This window comes from Flavobacterium sp. LM5 (genome assembly GCF_002017945.1).
Classification (GTDB): Bacteria; Bacteroidota; Bacteroidia; order Flavobacteriales; family Flavobacteriaceae; genus Flavobacterium; species Flavobacterium succinicans.
Genome location: NZ_MUFX01000002.1, coordinates 270,552 through 296,911, shown reverse-complemented (window position 1 = coordinate 296,911; position 26,360 = coordinate 270,552). Strand labels below are relative to the sequence as shown.

The 26,360-nt window shown below is 38.8% G+C and carries 11 protein-coding genes; 6 read left to right on the top strand and 5 right to left on the bottom strand.

Going from position 1 to position 26,360, the window contains the following annotated elements; genetic code table 11:
• The first annotated feature begins 612 nt into the window (after positions 1 to 612).
• The 5 genes from BXU11_RS17855 to BXU11_RS09615 all read left to right on the top strand — a co-directional run bounded on the left by BXU11_RS17855 (position 613) and on the right by BXU11_RS09615 (position 16,898).
• Positions 613 to 7,092: a thrombospondin type 3 repeat-containing protein gene (locus tag BXU11_RS17855; protein WP_189318521.1), complete on the top strand. Its 6,480-nt coding sequence runs from the start codon at positions 613 to 615 to the stop codon at positions 7,090 to 7,092.
• The gene (locus BXU11_RS09630; protein ID WP_189318520.1) at positions 7,008 to 13,319 is read left to right on the top strand and encodes a gliding motility-associated C-terminal domain-containing protein; all 6,312 of its coding nucleotides are present in this window, start codon (positions 7,008 to 7,010) and stop codon (positions 13,317 to 13,319) included. The genes BXU11_RS17855 and BXU11_RS09630 overlap by 85 nt, the downstream gene beginning before the upstream one ends.
• A gap of 61 nt (positions 13,320 to 13,380) precedes the next feature.
• Positions 13,381 to 14,292, top strand: coding sequence for a type IX secretion system membrane protein PorP/SprF (locus BXU11_RS09625; protein ID WP_078212379.1), 912 nt, complete (start codon positions 13,381 to 13,383; stop codon positions 14,290 to 14,292).
• Positions 14,293 to 14,304: 12 nt separating this feature from the next.
• Complete coding sequence (locus BXU11_RS09620; protein ID WP_078212378.1) at positions 14,305 to 14,928, top strand: tol-pal system YbgF family protein; 624 nt, start codon at positions 14,305 to 14,307, stop codon at positions 14,926 to 14,928.
• Positions 14,929 to 14,954: 26 nt separating this feature from the next.
• Positions 14,955 to 16,898, top strand: coding sequence for an OmpA family protein (locus BXU11_RS09615; RefSeq protein ID WP_078212377.1), 1,944 nt, complete (start codon positions 14,955 to 14,957; stop codon positions 16,896 to 16,898).
• Positions 16,899 to 16,965: 67 nt separating this feature from the next.
• Here BXU11_RS09615 and BXU11_RS09610 read toward each other — a convergent pair whose 3' ends face one another.
• From BXU11_RS09610 to BXU11_RS09600, 3 genes are all read right to left on the bottom strand, one after another.
• Positions 16,966 to 19,197: a cation:proton antiporter gene (locus BXU11_RS09610; protein WP_078212376.1), complete on the bottom strand. Its 2,232-nt coding sequence runs from the start codon at positions 19,195 to 19,197 to the stop codon at positions 16,966 to 16,968.
• A gap of 154 nt (positions 19,198 to 19,351) precedes the next feature.
• A complete protein-coding gene (gene purB / locus BXU11_RS09605; RefSeq protein WP_078212375.1) occupies positions 19,352 to 20,698 on the bottom strand; it encodes an adenylosuccinate lyase in 1,347 nt (448 codons plus the stop codon).
• Positions 20,699 to 20,763: 65 nt separating this feature from the next.
• Positions 20,764 to 21,465 carry an NAD-dependent deacylase gene (locus BXU11_RS09600; protein ID WP_078212374.1) on the bottom strand — a complete coding sequence of 234 codons (702 nt, stop codon included), beginning with the start codon at positions 21,463 to 21,465 and terminating at the stop codon, positions 20,764 to 20,766.
• 430 nt (positions 21,466 to 21,895) lie between these two features.
• Between BXU11_RS09600 and BXU11_RS09595 the strand changes: the two genes are divergently transcribed.
• On the top strand, positions 21,896 to 22,555 hold the full coding sequence (locus tag BXU11_RS09595) for an RNA methyltransferase (protein WP_078212373.1): 660 nt from the start codon (positions 21,896 to 21,898) through the stop codon (positions 22,553 to 22,555).
• 131 nt (positions 22,556 to 22,686) lie between these two features.
• Here BXU11_RS09595 and secA read toward each other — a convergent pair whose 3' ends face one another.
• Complete coding sequence (gene secA, locus BXU11_RS09590; RefSeq protein WP_024980279.1) at positions 22,687 to 26,031, bottom strand: preprotein translocase subunit SecA; 3,345 nt, start codon at positions 26,029 to 26,031, stop codon at positions 22,687 to 22,689.
• An 87-nt stretch (positions 26,032 to 26,118) separates the two neighbouring features.
• The gene (locus tag BXU11_RS09585; RefSeq protein ID WP_007138072.1) at positions 26,119 to 26,340 is read right to left on the bottom strand and encodes a DUF2795 domain-containing protein; all 222 of its coding nucleotides are present in this window, start codon (positions 26,338 to 26,340) and stop codon (positions 26,119 to 26,121) included.
• Positions 26,341 to 26,360 lie beyond the last annotated feature (20 nt).

The window sequence follows — 26,360 nt, the reverse complement described above, 5'->3', positions numbered from 1 at the left end:
TTCGTTTCAATGCATTTTTTTTATTTGAAAGTTATTTTAACCTTGTCTATTAGAAGGTTAGTTTTAGTGGATTAGTTACAAATTATAGGGACTAGATTTCAAATTGTTTTGTTGTTGGAGTTGGTTTTTAAAAATGCAATATATTTTTCCGCTGTGTTTTTTTAAGGCAGGAATGCTTTATTTTTTTTCTTTTTTAAAGTCTGGAATTGTTATAATGATTGTGATTTATATTTTATTAAAAAGAAAGAATATTCTTCATTAAAATTATTGTTTCCCTTCTTTTTTATTCACAATTGTTTACTACAATTTTAGTAGTAATTAACATGTCTAATACTATGTGATATAAGTTATTTAACATGAAATATTTTAGTCTTATGAAGTTGATAAAGTGTATTTCATCGATTAAATGTGTAGTATATCGATAAAAGCATGCGATTTGGTTAATAATTAATGATTTAAAGCAATTTTAAAATATTAATATTTATTTTTGCGCCGCCAATTAAGTATTTTAAATATTTTAACACAATAAACATTGTTAAACATTGTGTTGATCTTTCTTTTAAATCATTGTTTTGGTTAAAATGCTAATACTAAGGATAATATCATCTAATTATGCCAAAAACTACTTTTTCTCTCAAGAGAATTTTCTTTTTTTCTCTTGTTTTTCTTTATCAAACCTTTTTATTTTCTCAAGTTGCAAACAATGTTTTATGGTTTAAGGGGGATAAGGGGGTAAATTCTCTAGCTGGTGTTCCAGCAACAGGAACAACTCTTACTACTTGGTACGATCTGTCGGGAGGTACCGCTCAAAATGGAGTGGCTGCCACAAAGCATCCAGGAGAAAATGCTGAACCTCCTCTGCCAACGATGCCAACCTATCGTTATGATGCAGGTAATAATAATATCAATTTTAATCCGGTTGTTCAATTTGTTAATAACGTGGGCGCGGGTAATGCCGTACAGATGAGTACACCGGCATTAAATAACCAAACCGTTTTTGTTGTTTTTAAAACTGCGGGTGTAGGTTCTAGTCAATACTCTACGGGATTGTTGTATGGTGGTGATATTTCCGACCCTAGTGGTAGTTCTGCGACTACTAATTCGGATATGTCTTTGGGAGTGCCTTCTACCGGAAGACTTTCTTTTGGTGGAGGATCTGAAGGCGATTATTATAACCCAGGCGATTTTAATTTGCTTACATTGCCTTCGATAGGGGTTTTAAAAAGAAATGTCGCTGGTGAAAGTTCAGTTACTTATAGCTTGTATGCAAATGGTTCTACAGATGAGGCAGTGGTTAATATTACAAATACTGGATCAGGTAGACCATTGCCTTCTATGGTAAGGTTGGGAAAACATTTCTCTGCTAGTGGTGTAGAAGGTAAATTAAATGGTGTAATTGCAGAAGTTTTAGTTTACGATAGGGTTTTAACAGAGGCTGAAAGAAAGATTGTAGAATCATATTTAGCTATTAAATATGGAGTAACCATTACGGGGGGGACTGACGTATTGGGTGCTACGGTAGGGAATTTGTCATATAATTATGTAAATTCTGCAGGATCTGATGTTTGGACATCAAATGCAACTTATAAATATGATGTCTTTGGATTAGGGAGTGATGATCTTTATGGATTGAATCAACGCATTTCAAAAAGTATAAATAACAACACAATATTAACTGTTTCTACCAACTCGGATTTAACTAGTTTAAATCTGGATGCTGCCCGAACTGCCATAAACGGCGATAAAGAATTTATGCTTATTGCCAACAACACGGGTAGTGCTGCCCTTCCTGTACAGCAAGGAACAGAATTGCCATCTTCAATTTCCACTAGATTAAATAGGGAATGGAAAACGCAGTTAAGCAATACGGATGGTAGTAATATCTCAAATGTAAGTTTGAATTTTAATCTTACTGGGATCACTTTAACGGGTGCTACCGCTTCTAATTTGGTTTTATTGATTGATACCGACGGTAATGGAGACTTTACGACAGGTACAGTAACTAGAGTACCAGTAAGTTCTTTTGTTGGTAGCCAAGCTGTATTTAATAACATTACCTTCAACTCTGGTGATGTGTTTACTTTGGGGGTTTCTTCGTGTGTAAATCCAGCGGCTCCAATAATAGGGACAATTACTCAGCCTACTTGTGCTTTGGTAACAGGAAGTGTAGAATTATATGGTTTGCCAACTACTGGAACTTGGACCATTAATCCAGGAGGAATTACGGGAACTGGCACTACAAAAACTATAACGGGTTTAGTAGCAGGAAATACTTATTCTTATACGGTTACTAATTCGGGAGGTTGTGTTTCTGCTGCATCTGCCAATGTGGTTGTAACTTCGAATCCTGCTTTAGGATTAGATACAGATGGTGATGGAATTTCAAATGCCTGTGATTTAGATGATGATAATGATGGGATTTTGGATGCTTTAGAGAATGATTGTATTCCTTCATCATCGGTTGTTATTAAATCAAGTGCTTTTGAAAACGCCGTTGTTGGTGTAGGTATTCCAAAAGGTTCTTTTTCTGGAGTTACCGGTACAGAAGGTTTTTTGGAAGGATATAATTCGGATCCAGATAATGCTAGCTCTTCTTATTCGGGAATTTTTGCTAATGTAGCTGGTTATAATGGGGCACTTACCAATGTTGCTCTTGCCAATAGAACTGATTTTGGTGATAATCTAGCAATGTCCTCCTTTGTAGTCTATAAAGGTTTAAATCTTTATGATGGAGCTAAATATACTGTAGAAGGCGATTTTTCTTTGTTTCAAAGTGACGGTTCTAATAATAATAATGAATTTGGAACTGCATTAGGTGCTTCAGGGCAAGATTTCGTTTGGGCAGATGACTATGTAGGTGCTCCAGATGCTGTTTTTATATATGGTCACTCATCTTCAGATACAAATAATACAATGGCGCCGTTAATTAGAGAGCCTAATTCAGCTTTGTCTACTATTAGTGTTCCTTCAAGAGTAGCAGGATGGTTTCATCAAAAAACATCATACTATATAAGACCAAATGCTTCAGGGATTTTAACCCTTTACGCTGATAATGAGTCTTATAGATACTCTGCCGCTGGTGTTCCAGAGACTTCATATACTGCTAATGGAATTAATTTTGGTCCTGCTAGTAATTATCCTTGGTTGTCCAATGCAGCTATAGGTGTTTCGTTTGATGAATACACGGATAATATTATAGTTTCAAAAGGAACTTGTGTTACGGCTATTGATACAGATGGTGATAGTATTCCAGATTATCTAGATCTTGATACAGATAATGATGGTTGCCCAGATGCTATAGAAGGCGCAGCTAATTTTACAGGTTCGGATCTTGTTACTTCAACTATTTCTGGAGGTAATGTAGGAGCAACATCTGGTACATATAATTTGCCTATTAAAAGTAATTTAGGTAATGTTGTCAATGCTAATGGGGTGCCGACTAAAGCTGGCTCTCCTCAAGCTCTTGGAGATAGTAAAAATCCTTTAGTTAATATTTGTTGTCCTCCTACTGCGGGAGCAATTTCAAAAGACGAAATAATATGTAATTCAGGTAACCCAGCAGCCTTTACTAGCACTACAGATGGTACAGGATTCGGAACTATCAGTTACCGTTGGGAGAGCTCTGTAAGTCCATTTAGTACTTGGAATACAATATCAGGAGCTACTTTAGCAACTTATGATGCGCCAACAGGTTTAACTGCAACCACTCAATACCGACGTATAACCGTTTCTACTTTGAATGGAGTAGATTGTGAATCAGCAGCGGCAGCGTTTGTGACAGTAACCGTAAATGCGTTGCCAGTAGTGGCAGCCATTGCAGGAGGAGCTACTACGGTATGTGTTGGAGCAACAACAGCTGCATTCACTAATACAACAGCAGGCGGAACTTGGACTATTGCAAATGGAACAGGAACAGCGACAATCAATGCCTCAGGAGTAGTTTCAGGAGTAACGGCTGGAACAGTAACGGTAGAATATACGGTTACCACTTCAGGATGTTCAACAAAAGTAACAACGCCTTTAACTATAAATGCGTTGCCAGTAGTGGCAGCCATTGCAGGAGGAGCTACTACGGTATGTGTTGGAGCAACAACAGCTGCATTCACCAATACAACAGCAGGCGGAACTTGGACTATTGCAAATGGAACAGGAACAGCGACAATCAATGCCTCAGGAGTAGTTTCAGGAGTAACGGCTGGAACAGTAACGGTAGAATATACGGTTACCACTTCAGGATGTTCAACAAAAGTAACAACGCCTTTAACTATAAATGCGTTGCCAGTAGTGGCAGCCATTGCAGGAGGAGCTACTACGGTATGTGTTGGAGCAACAACAGCTGCATTCACTAATACAACAGCAGGCGGAACTTGGACTATTGCAAATGGAACAGGAACAGCGACAATCAATGCCTCAGGAGTAGTTTCAGGAGTAACGGCTGGAACAGTAACGGTAGAATATACGGTTACCACTTCAGGATGTTCAACAAAAGTAACAACGCCTTTAACTATAAATGCGTTGCCAGTAGTGGCAGCCATTGCAGGAGGAGCTACTACGGTATGTGTTGGAGCAACAACAGCTGCATTCACTAATACAACAGCAGGCGGAACTTGGACTATTGCAAATGGAACAGGAACAGCGACAATCAATGCCTCAGGAGTAGTTTCAGGAGTAACGGCTGGAACAGTAACGGTAGAATATACGGTTACCACTTCAGGATGTTCAACAAAAGTAACAACGCCTTTAACTATAAATGCGTTGCCAGTAGTGGCAGCCATTGCAGGAGGAGCTACTACGGTATGTGTTGGAGCAACAACAGCTGCATTCACCAATACAACAGCAGGCGGAACTTGGACTATTGCAAATGGAACAGGAACAGCGACAATCAATGCCTCAGGAGTAGTTTCAGGAGTAACGGCTGGAACAGTAACGGTAGAATATACGGTTACCACTTCAGGATGTTCAACAAAAGTAACAACGCCTTTAACTATAAATGCGTTGCCAGTAGTGGCAGCCATTGCAGGAGGAGCTACTACGGTATGTGTTGGAGCAACAACAGCTGCATTCACCAATACAACAGCAGGCGGAACTTGGACTATTGCAAATGGAACAGGAACAGCGACAATCAATGCCTCAGGAGTAGTTTCAGGAGTAACGGCTGGAACAGTAACGGTAGAATATACGGTTACCACTTCAGGATGTTCAACAAAAGTAACAACGCCTTTAACTATAAATGCGTTGCCAGTAGTGGCAGCCATTGCAGGAGGAGCTACTACGGTATGTGTTGGAGCAACAACAGCTGCATTCACCAATACAACAGCAGGCGGAACTTGGACTATTGCAAATGGAACAGGAACAGCGACAATCAATGCCTCAGGAGTAGTTTCAGGAGTAACGGCTGGAACAGTAACGGTAGAATATACGGTTACCACTTCAGGATGTTCAACAAAAGTAACAACGCCTTTAACTATAAATGCGTTGCCAGTAGTGGCAGCCATTGCAGGAGGAGCTACTACGGTATGTGTTGGAGCAACAACAGCTGCATTCACCAATACAACAGCAGGCGGAACTTGGACTATTGCAAATGGAACAGGAACAGCAACAATCAATGCCTCAGGAGTAGTTTCAGGAGTAACGGCTGGAACAGTAACGGTAGAATATACGGTTACCACTTCAGGATGTTCAACAAAAGTAACAACGCCTTTAACTATAAATGCGTTGCCAGTAGTGGCAGCCATTGCAGGAGGAGCTACTACGGTATGTGTTGGAGCAACAACAGCTGCATTCACTAATACAACAGCAGGCGGAACTTGGACTATTGCAAATGGAACAGGAACAGCGACAATCAATGCCTCAGGAGTAGTTTCAGGAGTAACGGCTGGAACAGTAACGGTAGAATATACGGTTACCACTTCAGGATGTTCAACAAAAGTAACAACGCCTTTAACTATAAATGCGTTGCCAGTAGTGGCAGCCATTGCAGGAGGAGCTACTACGGTATGTGTTGGAGCAACAACAGCTGCATTCACTAATACAACAGCAGGCGGAACTTGGACTATTGCAAATGGAACAGGAACAGCGACAATCAATGCCTCAGGAGTAGTTTCAGGAGTAACGGCTGGAACAGTAACGGTAGAATATACGGTTACCACTTCAGGATGTTCAACAAAAGTAACAACGCCTTTAACTATAAATGCGTTGCCAGTAGTGGCAGCCATTGCAGGAGGAGCTACTACGGTATGTGTTGGAGCAACAACAGCTGCATTCACCAATACAACAGCAGGCGGAACTTGGACTATTGCAAATGGAACAGGAACAGCGACAATCAATGCCTCAGGAGTAGTTTCAGGAGTAACGGCTGGAACAGTAACGGTAGAATATACGGTTACCACTTCAGGATGTTCAACAAAAGTAACAACGCCTTTAACTATAAATGCGTTGCCAGTAGTGGCAGCCATTGCAGGAGGAGCTACTACGGTATGTGTTGGAGCAACAACAGCTGCATTCACCAATACAACAGCAGGCGGAACTTGGACTATTGCAAATGGAACAGGAACAGCGACAATCAATGCCTCAGGAGTAGTTTCAGGAGTAACGGCTGGAACAGTAACGGTAGAATATACGGTTACCACTTCAGGATGTTCAACAAAAGTAACAACGCCTTTAACTATAAATGCGTTGCCAGTAGTGGCAGCCATTGCAGGAGGAGCTACTACGGTATGTGTTGGAGCAACAACAGCTGCATTCACCAATACAACAGCAGGCGGAACTTGGACTATTGCAAATGGAACAGGAACAGCGACAATCAATGCCTCAGGAGTAGTTTCAGGAGTAACGGCTGGAACAGTAACGGTAGAATATACGGTTACCACTTCAGGATGTTCAACAAAAGTAACAACGCCTTTAACTATAAATGCGTTGCCAGTAGTGGCAGCCATTGCAGGAGGAGCTACTACGGTATGTGTTGGAGCAACAACAGCTGCATTCACCAATACAACAGCAGGCGGAACTTGGACTATTGCAAATGGAACAGGAACAGCGACAATCAATGCCTCAGGAGTAGTTTCAGGAGTAACGGCTGGAACAGTAACGTAGAATATACGGTTACCACTTCAGGATGTTCAACAAAAGTAACAACGCCTTTAACTATAAATGCGTTGCCAGTAGTGGCAGCCATTGCAGGAGGAGCTACTACGGTATGTGTTGGAGCAACAACAGCTGCATTCACCAATACAACAGCAGGCGGAACTTGGACTATTGCAAATGGAACAGGAACAGCGACAATCAATGCCTCAGGAGTAGTTTCAGGAGTAACGGCTGGAACAGTAACGGTAGAATATACGGTTACCACTTCAGGATGTTCAACAAAAGTAACAACGCCTTTAACTATAAATGCGTTGCCAGTAGTGGCAGCCATTGCAGGAGGAGCTACTACGGTATGTGTTGGAGCAACAACAGCTGCATTCACCAATACAACAGCAGGCGGAACTTGGACTATTGTAAATGGAACAGGAACAGCAACAATCAATGCCTCAGGAGTAGTTTCAGGAGTAACGGCTGGAACAGTAACGGTAGAATATACGGTTACCACTTCAGGATGTTCAACAAAAGTAACAACGCCTTTAACTATAAATGCGTTGCCAGTAGTGGCAGCCATTGCAGGAGGAGCTACTACGGTATGTGTTGGAGCAACAACAGCTGCATTCACCAATACAACAGCAGGCGGAACTTGGACTATTGCAAATGGAACAGGAACAGCGACAATCAATGCCTCAGGAGTAGTTTCAGGAGTAACGGCTGGAACAGTAACGGTAGAATATACGGTTACCACTTCAGGATGTTCAACAAAAGTAACAACGCCTTTAACTATAAATGCGTTGCCAGTAGTGGCAGCCATTGCAGGAGGAGCTACTACGGTATGTGTTGGAGCAACAACAGCTGCATTCACCAATACAACAGCAGGCGGAACTTGGACTATTGCAAATGGAACAGGAACAGCGACAATCAATGCCTCAGGAGTAGTTTCAGGAGTAACGGCTGGAACAGTAACGGTAGAATATACGGTTACCACTTCAGGATGTTCAACAAAAGTAACAACGCCTTTAACTATAAATGCGTTGCCAGTAGTGGCAGCCATTGCAGGAGGAGCTACTACGGTATGTGTTGGAGCAACAACAGCTGCATTCACCAATACAACAGCAGGCGGAACTTGGACTATTGCAAATGGAACAGGAACAGCGACAATCAATGCCTCAGGAGTAGTTTCAGGAGTAACGGCTGGAACAGTAACGGTAGAATATACGGTTACCACTTCAGGATGTTCAACAAAAGTAACAACGCCTTTAACTATAAATGCGTTGCCAGTAGTGGCAGCCATTGCAGGAGGAGCTACTACGGTATGTGTTGGAGCAACAACAGCTGCATTCACCAATACAACAGCAGGCGGAACTTGGACTATTGCAAATGGAACAGGAACAGCGACAATCAATGCCTCAGGAGTAGTTTCAGGAGTAACGGCTGGAACAGTAACGGTAGAATATACGGTTACCACTTCAGGATGTTCAACAAAAGTAACAACGCCTTTAACTATAAATGCGTTGCCAGTAGTGGCAGCCATTGCAGGAGGAGCTACTACGGTATGTGTTGGAGCAACAACAGCTGCATTCACCAATACAACAGCAGGCGGAACTTGGACTATTGCAAATGGAACAGGAACAGCAACAATCAATGCCTCAGGAGTAGTTTCAGGAGTAACGGCTGGAACAGTAACGGTAGAATATACGGTTACCACTTCAGGATGTTCAACAAAAGTAACAACGCCTTTAACTATAAATGCGTTGCCAGTAGTGGCAGCCATTGCAGGAGGAGCTACTACGGTATGTGTTGGAGCAACAACAGCTGCATTCACTAATACAACAGCAGGCGGAACTTGGACTATTGCAAATGGAACAGGAACAGCGACAATCAATGCCTCAGGAGTAGTTTCAGGAGTAACGGCTGGAACAGTAACGGTAGAATATACGGTTACCACTTCAGGATGTTCAACAAAAGTAACAACGCCTTTAACTATAAATGCGTTGCCAGTAGTGGCAGCCATTGCAGGAGGAGCTACTACGGTATGTGTTGGAGCAACAACAGCTGCATTCACCAATACAACAGCAGGCGGAACTTGGACTATTGCAAATGGAACAGGAACAGCGACAATCAATGCCTCAGGAGTAGTTTCAGGAGTAACGGCTGGAACAGTAACGGTAGAATATACGGTTACCACTTCAGGATGTTCAACAAAAGTAACAACGCCTTTAACTATAAATGCGTTGCCAGTAGTGGCAGCCATTGCAGGAGGAGCTACTACGGTATGTGTTGGAGCAACAACAGCTGCATTCACCAATACAACAGCAGGCGGAACTTGGACTATTGCAAATGGAACAGGAACAGCGACAATCAATGCCTCAGGAGTAGTTTCAGGAGTAACGGCTGGAACAGTAACGGTAGAATATACGGTTACCACTTCAGGATGTTCAACAAAAGTAACAACGCCTTTAACTATAAATGCGTTGCCAGCTAAACCAACTGCCTCTGCAACTTTGCAACCAACTTGTGCTGTAGTAGCTGGAACAATAACCATAACTGCTCCTACAGGTGTAGGTATGACTTATAGTATTGATGGATCAACTTATACCAACACTACTGGAGTATTCAATTTGCTTGCTGCTGGAACTTATTCAGTAACAGCTAAATCAAGTGAAGGTTGTGTTTCTTTAGCATCAGATCCTATTGTTATCTCAAATGTTATATGTGCACAAGACGATACTATTTCAGGTGGTAATGGAACGACAGGAACATCAAATGCAGGTAATGTATTAGGTAATAATCCAACCAATCCAGATACCTTAAATGGGACCGCAGTAGTTATTGGTTTAGTAAACCTAACGGTAACTACACCAGCAGCTTCAAAAGTACTTGGAGCACCAGTACCAAGTATTGATGTTGCGACAGGACAAGTAAGTGTACCAACAAACACACCAGCAGGAGACTACACAATTGTATATGAAATTTGCGAAAAATTAAATCCAACGAATTGTGAATCAGCTACCGTAACGGTAAAAGTTGAAGCTCCAACAATAGTTGCACAAGACGATACTATTTCAGGTGGTAATGGAACGACAGGAACATCAAATGCAGGTAATGTATTAGGTAATAATCCAACCAATCCAGATACCTTAAATGGGACCGCAGTAGTTATTGGTTTAGTAAACCTAACGGTAACTACACCAGCAGCTCCAAAAGTACTTGGAGCACCAGTACCAAGTATTGATGTTGCGACAGGACAAGTAAGTGTACCAACAAACACACCAGCAGGAGACTACACAATTGTATATGAAATTTGCGAAAAATTAAATCCAACGAATTGTGAATCAGCTACCGTAACGGTAAAAGTTGAAGCTCCAACAATAGTTGCACAAGACGATACTATTTCAGGTGGTAATGGAACGACAGGAACATCAAATGCAGGTAATGTATTAGGTAATAATCCAACCAATCCAGATACCTTAAATGGGACCGCAGTAGTTATTGGTTTAGTAAACCTAACGGTAACTACACCAGCAGCTCCAAAAGTACTTGGAGCACCAGTACCAAGTATTGATGTTGCGACAGGACAAGTAAGTGTACCAACAAACACACCAGCAGGAGACTACACAATTGTATATGAAATTTGCGAAAAATTAAATCCAACGAATTGTGAATCAGCTACCGTAACGGTAAAAGTTGAAGCTCCAACAATAGTTGCACAAGACGATACTATTTCAGGTGGTAATGGAACGACAGGAACATCAAATGCAGGTAATGTATTAGGTAATAATCCAACCAATCCAGATACCTTAAATGGGACCGCAGTAGTTATTGGTTTAGTAAACCTAACGGTAACTACACCAGCAGCTCCAAAAGTACTTGGAGCACCAGTACCAAGTATTGATGTTGCGACAGGACAAGTAAGTGTACCAACAAACACACCAGCAGGAGACTACACAATTGTATATGAAATTTGCGAAAAATTAAATCCAACGAATTGTGAATCAGCTACCGTAACGGTAAAAGTTGAAGCTCCAACAATAGTTGCACAAGACGATACTATTTCAGGTGGTAATGGAACGACAGGAACATCAAATGCAGGTAATGTATTAGGTAATAATCCAACCAATCCAGATACCTTAAATGGGACCGCAGTAGTTATTGGTTTAGTAAACCTAACGGTAACTACACCAGCAGCTTCAAAAGTACTTGGAGCACCAGTACCAAGTATTGATGTTGCGACAGGACAAGTAAGTGTACCAACAAACACACCAGCAGGAGACTACACAATTGTATATGAAATTTGCGAAAAATTAAATCCAACGAATTGTGAATCAGCAACCGTAACGCTAACTGTTACTGCACCAACGATCGATGCCGTAACCGAAACGACTGTAGTTATCAACGGCTTACCAGGAGGAACTACAGCGACTTTGTTAGCAAATGATACAGTAAATGGCAATCCAGTAGTGATTGGAACGAATCCAGGTCAAGTAACATTAACTTCAGTAAATGTTCCTTCAAGATTGACTTTGAATGCTGATGGTACAGTAACTGTTGATCCTAATACTCCAGCAGGAAACTACAATGTTGAGTATAAAATCTGTGAGGTGAATAATCCATTAAATTGTGATATTGTAACCAGTATTGTTGTTGTTGGAGTGGCAGAAATAATTGCAAAAAATGATGAAATTACAGTTGATAATACCATAAAAGAGATTAAGTTTAGGCCATTCAATTCGGATTATGGAAATGGATTTGACACACTTGATGGTAAGTCAATTACTTTTGATCAAATTACTGTTACAGTAACAGATATAGTGTTACCTGGTGGACAAAGTTTTCCTGTTCCAAAGGTTGATAGTCTTACTAAAGAAATTGTAATTCCAGCAAGTGTACCAGCAGGAGTTTATACCATTTTCTATACGATTTGTGAGAAATTAAATCCAACGAATTGCTCTGATGCAACTATAACCATTACGGTTAAAAACCCAGTAGTTAAAGCTGAGGATGATATTTTACCTACTGTAATTGGAACAATTGGTTCATCAAATGCTGGAAATGTATTAGAAGCTAATTCGACTAAGTTTGATACAATTAATGGAGTTTCAGCTACTACTAGTTTAGTAAATATTTCGATTGTAAGTCCAGCATTGCCTGTTGTGAATGGAGCATTGGTTCCAGTTTTGAATACAACAACCGGTAATGTAGAAGTTCCAAAGAATACACCAGCTGGTATTTACACTATAGCATATTCTATTTGTGATAAAATCAATCCAACAGTTTGTGATGAAGCTATAGTTACAATAAAAGTTGCTGCAATTGAGGCTGCAGATGATGGATTATATGAGATGGAAAGTTTGTTTGACAAAACTATAGCTAGTGTGTTGTTGAATGATACTCTTGATGGTGTTGTTTTGACTCCAGAAACGTATAATACCATTACTTTAACACCTATATCCGTTCCAGCAGGATTTACGTTACGTAATGATGGATCAATAGAAGTGAAGAAGGGAATGCCAGCCGATACTTATACTATCGTATATGAAATTTGTACTAAAAAATCTCCTATTGTTTGTGATCAAGCCACAGTCAGAATCACAGTAGTAGCACCTATAATTACAGCAACCAACGACGATTACAGCAACCAACCTATTAATTCATCCAAAGGAGCTGTTTTAGATGTTTTAGTTAATGATAGAATAAACAACGGATCGGTTAATTCAGTTCAAGTAGTAGTGAGTATTGTTGATAGTAATGGAGTAGCAGGCGTAAGTGTAGATGCACAAGGAAAAATCACTATTCCAGTAGGCACACCGGTTGGGACATATGTTTTAACGTATAGTATTTGTGATGTCATTAATCCAAACAATTGTGCTACGGCAACAGTAACTATTGTAGTGAAAGATCCGTGTGATTTTGATGACAGTGATAGTTCTTGTGATATTTTAGTGCACAATGCATTTTCACCTAATAATGATGGGGATAATCAAGTCTTTACTATTGATCGTATAGAAAACTATCCAGAGAATACCGTAGAGATCTACAACCGTTGGGGTGTATTGGTTTTTGAAGTAGAGGGTTATGACAATACATCGAAAGTGTTTGTCGGAATTTCCGAAGGTCGTGTAACGGTAAACAAAGCCGATGCCTTGCCTAATGGTACCTACTATTATGTGGTAAAATATAAAAAACCACTTAGTGGCGTGATGAAGCAAAAAGCAGGATTCCTTTACCTATCACGATAGTTAACTCAAAAAAAAGAAAAAAGAGCCTGAGAGCTTGCTCTCAGGCCAAAAATAAAAGCATATGAAAACAAGATTAACCTCTTTCATTTTATTGGTAGTAGCGGCGGCGAGCTATGGTCAACAAGACGCACAGTTTACCCAATACATGTACAATACCATTAACATCAATCCTGCCTATGCAGGAAGTCGTGGTGCCATGAGTATTTTTGCCTTGCACCGTACCCAATGGGTAGGACTTGATGGAGCACCCACGACCAATGCCGTTTCGATTAATACTCCAATTAGCAATAGCAATTTAGGATTGGGCGTGTCGTTTGTGAATGACAAAATAGGACCAACCAATGAAAACACCATTTCAGCCGATTTATCCTATAGCATTCAAACATCAGCGGATTTCAAATTGTCTTTTGGAATGAAAGCTACGGCTAATCTGTTTAATTTGAACGTGAGTAAATTGAATCCAGTGAACCAAGGCGATGCACAATTTCAAAATTTGCGAAATGTATTTACTCCTAACGTAGGAGCGGGGATTTACTACCATTCCGACAAAGCCTACTTGGGACTTTCGGTTCCAAACTTCATTCAAACCAATCGCTATAATGATAATGAAGTAGCGATTTTCAAAGAAAAAATAAATTACTATTTCATTGGAGGTTATGTTTTTGATTTGTCGAACGATATCAAATTCAAACCCGCTTTTTTAACCAAAGTAGTAGAAGGTTCGCCTTTGCAAGTGGATGTTTCTGCCAACTTTATGTTTGTTGAAAAACTTACGCTTGGAGTTGCTTACCGATGGAGCGCTGCCATGAGTGCCATGGTTGGTTTTCAAGTTAGCGATGGAATGTATATTGGCTACGGTTATGATTTAGAAACGACCAATTTAGAGAATTACAATTCAGGCTCTCATGAGATATTTTTACGCTACGAGATTTTTAAGAACAGTAACAAAATACTAACGCCTCGATTCTTTTAAAAACTTTACCCTATGAGATTACGACCATCACAAGTCACGGTTCTTATACTCATAGCTCCCATGTTGTTGTGTGGTCAAAACAATCTAGTCCCAACGATCCATTCCGATAAAGAAATTAAGTCGAAAAGGTATGAAGTAACAGAGACCATTCATTCTGGATTTGGAAGTACCAAAGTCATGTATACGGTGAGTAATAAAAACTTGATTAATACTAATGATTTGGGACCCAATAATACTAGAGAAGTTAAAGAAATCATAGTGTACAAGAAAAAAAGTAGAGATCAAGAATCTATTTACAAAACAAAAGAAATAAAAGAAGTTGTGCTTGTTGTGGATCAACAAGTTAATGCTGTAAAAACGATATCCATTGATCCCTTGGATACTTATGAAAGAATGGTAGATCAGGGAATACGTTCAGCAGGATTATTGAGTCAACTAGCCGATGCATATTTTTATAAAAATGAGTATACAAAAGCATCTCAATATTATCTTGAGTTCTTTAAAATTGGCAAAAAGATTAAACCTGAATATTACTTTAGATATGCCATGGCCTTAAAGAACATAGGGCAAGAGAAAAGATCTAAAGAATTATTAGCAACATATGAAGCTTTGTTACAAAGCGAAAACAAAAAATAAACACACCCGATTTATACCATTAGATCATGAGAAAAAGAGTACTTTTTTATTTAGTCCTAACCACTGTTTTGAGTAGCGTAAGTTATGCTCAAAAAGCCAAAGTTTCTTCGGCCAACAAAAACTACGGTAACTATGCCTATGTAGATGCTATTCAAACCTACGAGCGATTAGCTAACAAAGGATATCAATCTGCCGAGATGTTCGAGAAATTAGGGAATGCCTATTATTTTAATGCTGATTTTGAGAAAGCCTCTCAATGGTATGGACAATTGTATGAAATGGCAACAGAATTGGCGCCAGAATATTACTATCGTTATGCACAATCGTTAAAGGCCGTGGGCAAGACCAAAGAAGCAGCGCAAGTTTTATCCAAATTTGAAGCAAAAGCTAGTAACGACAGCCGCGCCAAGCGCTTACAAAATAACACGGATTATTTAGAAGACATCAAAGCCAATGTGGGAATGTATACCATTGCCAATGCGGGTATCAACTCTAAATATTCAGATTATGGCAGTGCAGTTGTGGACAATAAATTGGTTTTTGCATCAGCTAGAGATACCGGCGGAGTAGGCCAACACAAACACGCTTGGACCGGAGAACACTTTACCAATTTGTACGCAGCAGCCGTAGATGGTGAACTGGTGCCAACCCTTGCACAACGCTATGATGCGAATGTGAATTCTAAATTTCATGAAGCTACCCCTGTGTTTACCAAAGATGGGAACACCATGTATTTTACCCGAAACAACTATTTGGATGGTAAAAAAGGTAAAGATGCCAATAAGGTTACACTACTTAAAATATACAAAGCCACGCTAGTGAACCAAAGATGGACCAATGTTACCGAATTGCCTTTCAATAGCGATCAATTCAGTACGGCTCACCCAGCGTTGAGTCCTGATGAGCAAACCCTTTATTTTGCTTCAGATAGACCAGGTACTCTTGGACAATCTGATTTGTATAAAGTAGCTATTAATAGCAATGGAACTTTTGGTGAACCGATCAATCTAGGTCCCGAGATCAATACCGAGGGGAGAGAAACGTTTCCTTTTGTGACCAATGATAATCAGTTTTATTTTGCTTCAGACGGTCATCCTGGATTGGGAGGTTTGGATATTTTTACAACCAAAATCAATGCTGATGGAACTTTTGGCGAAGTAGAGAATGATGGAGCAGAGGTGAATTCTCCCAAAGATGATTTTTCATATTACCGCGATAGCGAGACCAATAAAGGATTTTTTACCTCGAATCGTGAAGGTGGTATGGGTTCCGATGATATTTATCGCTTTACCAGCAAGAGTCGTTGTCAACAAGTTTTAAAAGGAAAAATCACCGATAGCGATACTGGAGAAGTTTTAGCAGGAGCAGCAGTTACGTTGCTCAACAAGCAATACAAAGTCATTGGCACCACCACCTCAGATGATCAAGGTAATTATACATTTGCCATTGAGTGTCGACGTACCTACAGCGTAAGAGCAAGTAAAACCGACTATAAAACCAATGAAAGCAAGATAAAAATCCCAGCCACATCAGGTGAAAGTATGGTGAATTTGGCATTAGAAAGTGCTATATGCAAAGTCGCTATTGGCGATGATTTAGGGAAATGTTTTGGGATCAAAATGATTTATTTTGATTTAGACAAGTCCAATATTCGTAGTGAAGCGGCTTTGGATTTGGCCAAAATACTTGATGTCTTACAACAAAACCCAACGATGAAACTAGACATCCGTTCCCATACCGATTGCAGACAAACAGCCAAATACAACATGGCTTTATCTGAACGCAGAGCCAAAGCAACAATTGCTTGGTTGGTCTCAAAAGGTATCGACAAATCCAGATTAACCGGACGCGGATACGGAGAATCACAATTGGTAAACGACTGTGGTTGCGAACCAACAAACCAGTCTAACTGCACCGAAGAGCAACATCAAATGAATAGAAGAAGTGAATTTATAGTGACAAGCTTGTAGCTTTTTCAAAACAATAAAAATGCCCTCTGAAATACATCATGAGGGCATTTTTTATGGATTGAATTTTTTATTCATGAACTAAATCGGCAAGTAGTTTTTTATCTCCAACAATCCAAAGAATATCATCTTGTTCAAGTACAATATTCGATTCTGGATTTAATAAACGTTTGCCTCGTTTTTCAATTCCCACTACAAGTCCTTTGGTTTTTTCTCGGAGTTTGGATTCTTTGATACTTTTGCCAATAAAAACATGGTTTTTAAGTTCAATTTGTCGTAGTACAATATCGGGTTCTGAGATTTCTGGAGAAGCTTCAATTTCGTGCTGATCCAAGTATTTTTTGAATTCCTGTACTTGAGCATCGGTGCCAATAACGTTGATTTCGTCGCCAGGAAACAAGCGCTCATTAGCATCAGGAATATGTATGGTAATTTCTCCTCTTTTTATGGAAGCAATATTAATTCCGATACTTTCTCTTAATTGTAAGTTTTTTAAGGTTTCTCCAGCTATATTCGACTCAGCCGCGATATCAAAGATAGCCATGTGTCCGTCCCATGGTGATAAATCGCTTCGGCTTCTTTTGGCGAGACTTATTTCTCTATCATTTAAATTGGATAAGAAATGATTTTCTATTTTGTGATAGTGATGATTTAATCTTTTTTGAAACAGAAAATAAAGGGTAATCGCTACAACAAAAGCCACCAATGCAATTTTCGGAGAAAAGAAAATATTAAGTAAAAAACCAATATAAACCACCGCAATTAGGATTCGTAGCAGGAACAACATTGCCATCGGTCCTCTTGATTTTCGATCTTCCAATAATAGCGTTACTTCAGCAATCGCCACTCTTCTTAGCGATAAAGCCCAAAGAAAAGGAGCTAAAAACAGCAGCGTTATAAGCGCACCCAAAACGGAACCAAAAGGGAAAGTTTTTACCAAAGGTAAAATATAGGAAGACGATAGCAGTATTACAGCTATAATGATAATGGAATGTACAATAATTTGCATTAAATAAGCATTAATTACCGTTTTCCAGTTGTTTACCGTTTTGATGGCTTGCGTACTTGCACTGTATCGTTCGATTCGTTTTAGCCATTTTCGAGGTAATTTTAAGCTTAAATACTCAGAAAACGGACCAGAAAATTTAATCATATAGGGAGTCGTGAATGTAGTAATCGCCGAAACAGCAACGACTATTGGATACAAAAATGAACTCGTAACATTTAAGGTAATTCCTAAGGTGGCTATAATGAATGAAAATTCGCCAATTTGAGACAAACTCATACCAGTTCGTACCGATTCTTTTAAGGGCTGACCTGAAATAAGGGATCCAATGGTTGAACTTATGGATTGTCCAAATATGGTTACTACTGATAAAATAAGTACGGGTATTGCATGTTCTACTAGCGTATTTGGATCTATTAACATTCCGACCGAAACAAAAAATACGGCACCAAATAAATCTTTTACGGGTTTTAGTAGATGTTCAATATGTTCAGCTTGAGTAGTTTCGGCAATGATAGATCCCATAATGAAAGCACCCAAAGCAGGAGAAAATCCAACTTTTGCAGCCAAAATTACCATCATTAAACATAAAGCAATCGAGATGATTAGTAACATTTCGTCGGTTAACAAGTGTTTTGCTTTTTTAAGTACGGTTGGAATGATGAAAATTCCGCTCAAAAACCACAACACTAAAAAGAAAACTAACTTTAATATGGATTGTAATAACTCACCACCAGAAAAATTTTCGCTTACAGCTAAGGTGGACAATAAAACCATCAACAAAATCGCCACAATATCCTGAACAATCAACGAGCCAATTACATTTCCTACGAAGCGTTGTACTTTTACTCCCAATTCGTCAAAACTTTTTAGAATAATGGTAGTAGATGAAATTGATAATATCACTCCGAGAAACAAACAATCCATTTTGGACCATCCCATTAAATCGCCTATGGTATAGCCAAAATAGACCATAAAGCCTATTTGCGTTAGTGCCGTTATCGAGGCGGTTCCGCCAACTTTTATAAGCTTTTTAAAGCTAAATTCAAGTCCTAAACTGAACAACAAAAAGATGATACCAATTTCGGCCCAAACTTCGACACTTTTAATATCTTGAACCGATGGAAAAAAATCAAAGTGATTGCCAGCCAAAAAACCAGCTACTAAATATCCTAATACTAAAGGTTGCTTTAGTTTTTTAAAGATAAGTACTGCTATTCCAGCAGTCAGGAGTATTAAACCCAAATCCGTAATCAATGGTTCTAGATGGGTTGATGCTTCTGCAACTGCACTCATTGTTTTTTATTTTCAAAGTTATACAATCTCTATTTTTGCTAATTTACAAAAATCGTTTTTGAAATCCTGTTTTTGAGCTACAACAAAAAGTTAAAACTAAAAAAAAGCTATCGATTAGGATAGCTTCTTTAGGTAAAAATATTTTTTTGGACGATTAAATCCCAATAAAATTACTTGGTGTGATTTGTAGTAATTCAGCTTTTATAGCATCAGAAACATCTAACGTAGCAATAAATGCATGCATAGAATCTTTAGTAATTGCCTCATTCGTTCTGGTCAAACCTTTTAGCGCTTCATAAGGATTTGGATAGGCTTCGCGACGTAAAATCGTTTGAATAGCTTCTGCTACAACTGCCCAATTGTTTTCTAAATCTTCGTGGAATTTACTTTCGTTCAATAGTAATTTGTTCAATCCTTTCAAAGTCGCTTCAAAAGCAATAAGTGTATGGCCCATAGGTACACCAATATTTCTCAAAACCGTACTATCTGTTAAATCACGTTGTAGTCTTGACAAAGGTAATTTGGCAGACAAATGCTCAAAAATCGCGTTGGCAATGCCTAAATTTCCTTCAGAGTTTTCAAAATCGATAGGGTTTACTTTATGTGGCATAGCCGAAGAACCAATTTCGCCCGCTTTGATTTTTTGTTTGAAATACTCCATCGAAACATACGTCCAAATGTCACGGTCCAAATCGACAATGATAGTGTTGATTCTTTTTAAAGCATCGAAAAATGCAGCAAAATGGTCGTAATGTTCAATCTGAGTCGTTGGAAAAGAGTGGTGTAATCCCAAAATATCTTCTACGAATTTTTTACCAAATTGTCTCCAATCAATTTGTGGATACGCTACGTGATGTGCGTTGTAATTTCCAGTAGCACCACCAAACTTAGCCGCAAAAGGTATGTTGAACAACAAACGCATTTGTTCTTCTAAACGTTCAACGAAAACCCCAAGCTCTTTTCCTAAACGAGTAGGAGAGGCAGGCTGACCGTGCGTACGTGCTAACATAGGAACGTGAGCCCATTCTTGACTTAACTCTTTCAATTTGGCGATTAAACCAATTAAAGAGGGCATATATACTTTTTCAAACGCTTCTTTTGTAGAAAGCGGAATAGCCGTGTTGTTGATGTCCTGAGAAGTCAATCCAAAATGAATAAACTCTTTGTGAGCCGAAAGCCCTAATTTTTCAAAAGCATCTTTTATAAAATATTCTACCGCTTTTACGTCGTGATTAGTAACTTTTTCAGTTTCCTTAATCCAAAGCGCATCTTCAGTACTAAAGTTTTTGTAGATGTTGCGTAAACTCTCAAATACACTTGGGTTTACTCCAGTTAATTGTGGTAAAGGTTGTTCGCATAAAGCAATGAAATACTCAATTTCAACCAAAACGCGGTATTTAATCAACGCTTCTTCTGAGAAAAAAGGCGCTAATGCAATTGTTTTATTTCTATATCTTCCGTCAATAGGAGAAATGGCATTCAATTCGTTTAAAGTAGTCATTGTTGTGTTTTTTGTTCGAAAGGCACAAAAATAAGCATAAGTGTTCAGTATTCAGTTTTCAAGACTTAGTTTTTTTTCTCTAAATTCAATAACTTTTGTTGCAATACAAGAATTCCTTCAGTAGCCTTCATTGCAATACAAGTCAGCGGATTTTTTACATTCGAAATCTTGGTCGCTTTTGGGTCAATATAAAAAATAGGAACATTTTTTGGAGCAAAATCCGTCAGCCCTGCCGCAGGATACACTTGCAATGAAGTCCCAATAATCGCGATATAATCCGCTTGTTCTACCAAATCAATCGCAGCTTCTAGTGCAGGAACTGCCTCACCAAACCATACAATGTGCGGACGCAATTGGGCTCCGTTCGCATCACAATCCCCAAGTTGCAAGTCACCTGTCCAATCCAAAACATAGGATTCATTTCGCGTACTTCGTACTTTAAGCAACTCACCGTGCAAGTGTAATACGTTTTGACTTCCCGCACGTTCATGCAAATCATCTACATTTTGTGTGACAATATGAACTTCAAAATCCTGTTCCAAATCCACCAAAACCTGATGCGCCAAATTAGGATGTACTTCCAACAATTGTTTTCTACGTTGATTATAGAAGTCCAAAACCAAGGTCGGATTCTTTCGCCATCCTTCTGGCGTCGCTACCTCCATTACATCGTGCCCTTCCCACAATCCATCGCTATCTCTAAAGGTTTTTATGCCGCTTTCAGCACTTATTCCAGCTCCTGTTAATATCACTAATTTCTTTTTCATATAAGTTATTCTTTAATTTTTATTTGGGCGTGACCCCATCTCCCCAAAGGGGCATATAGCAACTGTGTTAGGCGCCCCTTTGCGAAGCTGCGGCCGGGCTATCCATACTACTTCGGTAGTTTATTCCTATCCCTCACGCAAAAAAAAATCATTACTCAAATAAAATCATTACTCAAATAAAATCATTTTTTCAATCAATTCCCAATTCCCAATTCCAAAACTCAAAACTCAAAATCCAAATTCCAAGAACCAAATTTCAAATACTATTCTTCAACCACTTTTCACTTCTCACTTTTCTCATTTCACATTTCACATTTCACATTTCACTTCTCACTTCTCACTTTTCACTTCTCACTTCTCACTTTTCACTTTTCACTTCCCACTTAAGACCATTCTTTTCTTATTTTTGTCCAAATAAAAAAAACGTTACATGATCGATTTAGACTATCTCCATTTTCTAGAAAATATTTTGACCGATAACCGAAAAGAAAAATTCCTAAAAGTACTTCAAGAAAGAACCAATCACTTTACAGTAGTAGTCGAAGATGTGTTTCAAATGCACAATGCTAGTGCTGTAATGCGTAGTTGTGAAGTTTTTGGCGTACAAAATCTGAACGTAATTGAGCAACGCTATGGTAAAAGTATCGACAAGGAAATTGCTATGGGCGCTCAAAAATGGGTAGATATCAACTCTTTTGATTCGGTAGGAAATTGTATTGATACGTTAAAAAATAAAGGCTATCAAATTATTGCTACCACACCACATACTGATGATTGTTTGTTAGACCATTTTGATATTTCTAAACCTAGTGCTTTTTGTTTTGGTACCGAAAAAGAAGGTTTATCCGAAGAAATCATGCAAAAAGCCGATGGATTTCTCAAAATCCCTATGGTAGGTTTCACCGAAAGTTTGAATATTTCAGTATCCGCAGCAATTATTTTGCAAAATCTAACCAATCGATTACGCAATTCCGATATTCCTTGGCAATTAACCGAAGCCCAAGTTCTCGAAAAAAGACTCGATTGGACACGAAAATCCATCAAAGATATCAAACGCATCGAGGCGCGCTATTTTGAGGAGAAAAAATAGCATTTGGCTTTTAGCTGTTAGCCTTGGAATTTGGTCCCGATAGCAATCGGTATAGAATTTGACTTTTTACCTTTACCAAAATAACAAAGGCTACCCGAAAGGTAGCCTTTGTTATGTTATATAAATTGGGTTTAGCTTACTAAAACCCAAGTTCCAGCTGCTAATAAGCTTTCAGCTTTTTTGTATTTCATCGTTTCTGTTTTACCAGTAGCTACTTCTTGAATAGTTACCGTGTCATTACGATTAATTTTAGGCTGGTCGCGAACAATAGTTTCAGTCACTTGACGGGCTTGTGTTTGCCCTGCCTCGCGATTGATACTTTCGCTGTTCTCGATTTCGTCTTTATTCAATTGGTAATCGTCTTTTGGACGTTCTACTTCTTTGGCTTCTTGAATTCTTTGGTTTTCTTGAGCAGGTAAGTCACCTTTAAACAAGAATGAAATCACTTCTTTATTCACATTATCCAACATAGAACGGAATAAGTTGAAGGCTTCTAACTTGTAAATAAGCAATGGGTCTTTTTGTTCGTGAACTGCCAATTGAACCGATTGTTTCAATTCGTCCATTTTACGTAAATGTTTTTTCCAAGCTTCGTCTACAATCGCTAAAGTGATGTTTTTCTCGAAATCAGCTACCAATTGAGTTCCTTCAGAATCGTAAGCTTTTTTCAAATCAGTTACCACATTCAATGATTTGATTCCGTCAGAGAAAGGCACTACAATACGTTCGAATTGATTGTTTGGGTCCTCATATACACTTTTGATAATAGGGAAGGCCTCTCTAGCGCTTCTTGCTGTTTTTTCAGTGTAAAAATCCAAAGTAGCTTTGTACACTTTTCCAGTTAATTCCATTTCATTCAGTTTGGCAAAATCACTTTCGCTAACTGGTGACGTGATAGAGAAGTAACGAATCAATTCAAATTCGAAGTTTTTGAAATCGTTGCTAAGTTTATTGTTTGAAACAATTAATTCGCAAGTATCATACAACATATTGGCGATGTCTAGTTTTAGACGCTCTCCATGTAAAGCATGACGACGACGTTTGTACACTACTTCACGTTGTGCGTTCATTACGTCATCATATTCTAACAAACGTTTACGAACACCAAAGTTGTTTTCTTCTACTTTTTTCTGTGCGCGTTCAATAGATTTGGTCATCATAGAATGTTGAATCACTTCACCTTCTTGTAAGCCCATTCTATCCATTACTTTGGCTACTCTTTCTGAGCCAAACAAACGCATTAAATTGTCTTCTAACGAAACATAGAATTGAGAACTTCCTGGGTCTCCTTGACGACCTGCACGACCACGTAACTGACGATCCACACGACGAGAATCGTGACGTTCCGTACCGATAATGGCCAATCCACCAGCTGCTTTTACTTCTGGTGTTAATTTGATATCCGTTCCACGACCCGCCATGTTGGTAGCGATAGTTACCACACCTGGTTTACCTGCTTCCTCAACAATTTGAGCCTCTTGTTTGTGCATTTTTGCATTCAATACGTTGTGCGTTACACCACGCATTTTAAGCATTCTACTCAATAACTCTGAAATCTCTACTGATGTTGTCCCAATTAATACAGGTCTTCCAGCTTTAGATAATTCAGTAACATCTTCGATTACGGCATTGAATTTTTCACGAGTCGTTTTGTAAATCAAATCGTCTTTGTCAATTCTAGCCATTCCTCTATTGGTAGGGATTTCAACTACGTCTAGTTTGTAGATTTGCCATAACTCTCCTGCTTCTGTTACAGCTGTTCCTGTCATACCACCTAGTTTGTTGTACATTCTGAAGTAGTTTTGCAACGTAACAGTAGCAAAAGTTTGAGTGGCTGCTTCAATTTTTACATTTTCTTTGGCTTCAATAGCTTGGTGTAATCCATCAGAATAACGACGGCCATCCATGATACGACCGGTTTGCTCATCTACAATAAGAATTTTATTGTCCATGATCACATATTCTACATCTTTTTCGAAAAGAGAATAGGCTTTTAATAATTGTGTCAAAGTATGAATACGCTCGCTTTTTACTCCAAAATCTTGGAACAATTTTTCTTTAGCTTCCGCTTCAGCATCTTTGTCTAGTTTTTGTTTTTCGATGGCGGCAATTTCAGTTCCAATGTCTGGAAGAACGAAAAAGTCTGCATCTGTATCACCAGAAAGGAATTTAATTCCATTATCCGTCAATTCTACTTGATTGTTTTTCTCTTCAATTACAAAATACAAAGCTTCGTCAACAATATGCATTTCGCGATTGTTGTCTTGCATGTATTGGTTTTCGGTTTTTTGAAGCAATTGTTTGATACCTTCTTCACTCAAAAACTTAATCAATGCTTTGTTCTTAGGTAAACTTCTGTAAGCTCTCAATAAATTGAAACCACCGTCTTTGGTGTTACCTTCTTTGATTAATTTTTTAGCTTCTGCCAAAAATCCATTAGCCAATTGACGTTGTAAACTAACTAAGTTTTCAATTTTTGGTTTCAATTCATTAAACTCATGACGGTCTCCTTGTGGAACTGGACCAGAAATAATCAAAGGTGTTCTAGCATCATCAATTAAAACAGAATCCACCTCATCGACTATGGCGTAATTGTGTTTGCGTTGTACCAAGTCTTCTGGCGAATGCGCCATATTATCTCTTAGGTAATCAAAACCAAATTCATTATTAGTTCCGTAAGTAATATCCGCTTCGTATGCTTTTTTTCTTTCTTCAGAATTCGGTTGGTGATTATCGATACAATCTACCGTCAAACCATGAAATTCGAATAAAGGCGCTTTCCAAGTGCTATCACGTTTGGCTAAGTAATCATTCACAGTTACCAAGTGTACTCCATTTCCAGTCAAAGCATTCAAATACAATGGAAGTGTTGCTACCAACGTTTTTCCTTCACCCGTTTGCATTTCAGAAATTTTACCTTGGTGTAAGACCATACCACCAATCAACTGAACGTCGTAATGAATCATGTCCCAAGTGATTTCTTTACCAGCGGCATTCCATGAATTAGCCCAATTAGCCGTATCGCCCACAATGTTGATATAGCTTTTAGTAGCGGATAATTCTCTGTCTTTTGGAGTAGCAGTAACGCTAATGGTAGTGTTTTCTTTGAATCGTCTAGCTGTTTCTTTTACTACTGCAAAAGCTTCAGGAAGAATTTCCATTAAGGTTTTTTCAGAAATATCATAAGCTTCTTTTTCTAAAGCATCTATAGCGATATAAATATCTTCTCTTTTGTCGATATCTGAGATGGTTTCTACTTCTGCTTTCAAAGCAGTGATTTTGGCATCTTTCTCGGCTCTAGCTTGTTTGATTTTTTCTTTGAAGAAAGCGGTTTTAGCTCTTAATTCATCGTGTGACAAGGCCTGTAAACTACTCTCAAAAGTTTTTATTTTAGTTAAATAAGGTTGTAATGCTTTAACGTCTTTTTGAGATTTATCGCCTACAAATACTTTTAGTATGCTGTTTATGAAACTCATGATTTATCGGTATTTCTGTTTTATTTTTTGTGTTATTTATAACAAAAAAAAAGCCTCTTTTTGGAGACTTTTTCTTGGGGTTGTTTTTTAATACTCATCCTCGTTCCAAAGATAATCTTCGTCGGTTGGATAGTCTGGCCAAATTTCTTCCATTGATTCATATATCTCGCCTTCGTCTTCTATAGATTGAAGGTTTTCTACTACTTCTAATGGAGCACCAGCTCTAATAGCGTAGTCAATAAGTTCGTCTTTGTTAGCAGGCCATGGTGCATCACTTAAATAAGATGCTAATTCTAATGTCCAATACATATTTTGTCGATTTAATTTGT

Coding starts and splice junctions, on each gene's coding strand:
- BXU11_RS09615 (WP_078212377.1), top strand. CDS start 14,955: ATGAGAAAAAGAGTACTTTTTTATTTAGTCCTAACCACTGTTTTGAGT.
- secA (WP_024980279.1), bottom strand. CDS start 26,031: ATGAGTTTCATAAACAGCATACTAAAAGTATTTGTAGGCGATAAATCT.
- BXU11_RS09585 (WP_007138072.1), bottom strand. CDS start 26,340: ATGTATTGGACATTAGAATTAGCATCTTATTTAAGTGATGCACCATGG.
- BXU11_RS09625 (WP_078212379.1), top strand. CDS start 13,381: ATGAAAACAAGATTAACCTCTTTCATTTTATTGGTAGTAGCGGCGGCG.
- BXU11_RS09610 (WP_078212376.1), bottom strand. CDS start 19,197: ATGAGTGCAGTTGCAGAAGCATCAACCCATCTAGAACCATTGATTACG.
- BXU11_RS17855 (WP_189318521.1), top strand. CDS start 613: ATGCCAAAAACTACTTTTTCTCTCAAGAGAATTTTCTTTTTTTCTCTT.
- BXU11_RS09620 (WP_078212378.1), top strand. CDS start 14,305: ATGAGATTACGACCATCACAAGTCACGGTTCTTATACTCATAGCTCCC.
- purB (WP_078212375.1), bottom strand. CDS start 20,698: ATGACTACTTTAAACGAATTGAATGCCATTTCTCCTATTGACGGAAGA.
- BXU11_RS09600 (WP_078212374.1), bottom strand. CDS start 21,465: ATGAAAAAGAAATTAGTGATATTAACAGGAGCTGGAATAAGTGCTGAA.
- BXU11_RS09595 (WP_078212373.1), top strand. CDS start 21,896: ATGATCGATTTAGACTATCTCCATTTTCTAGAAAATATTTTGACCGAT.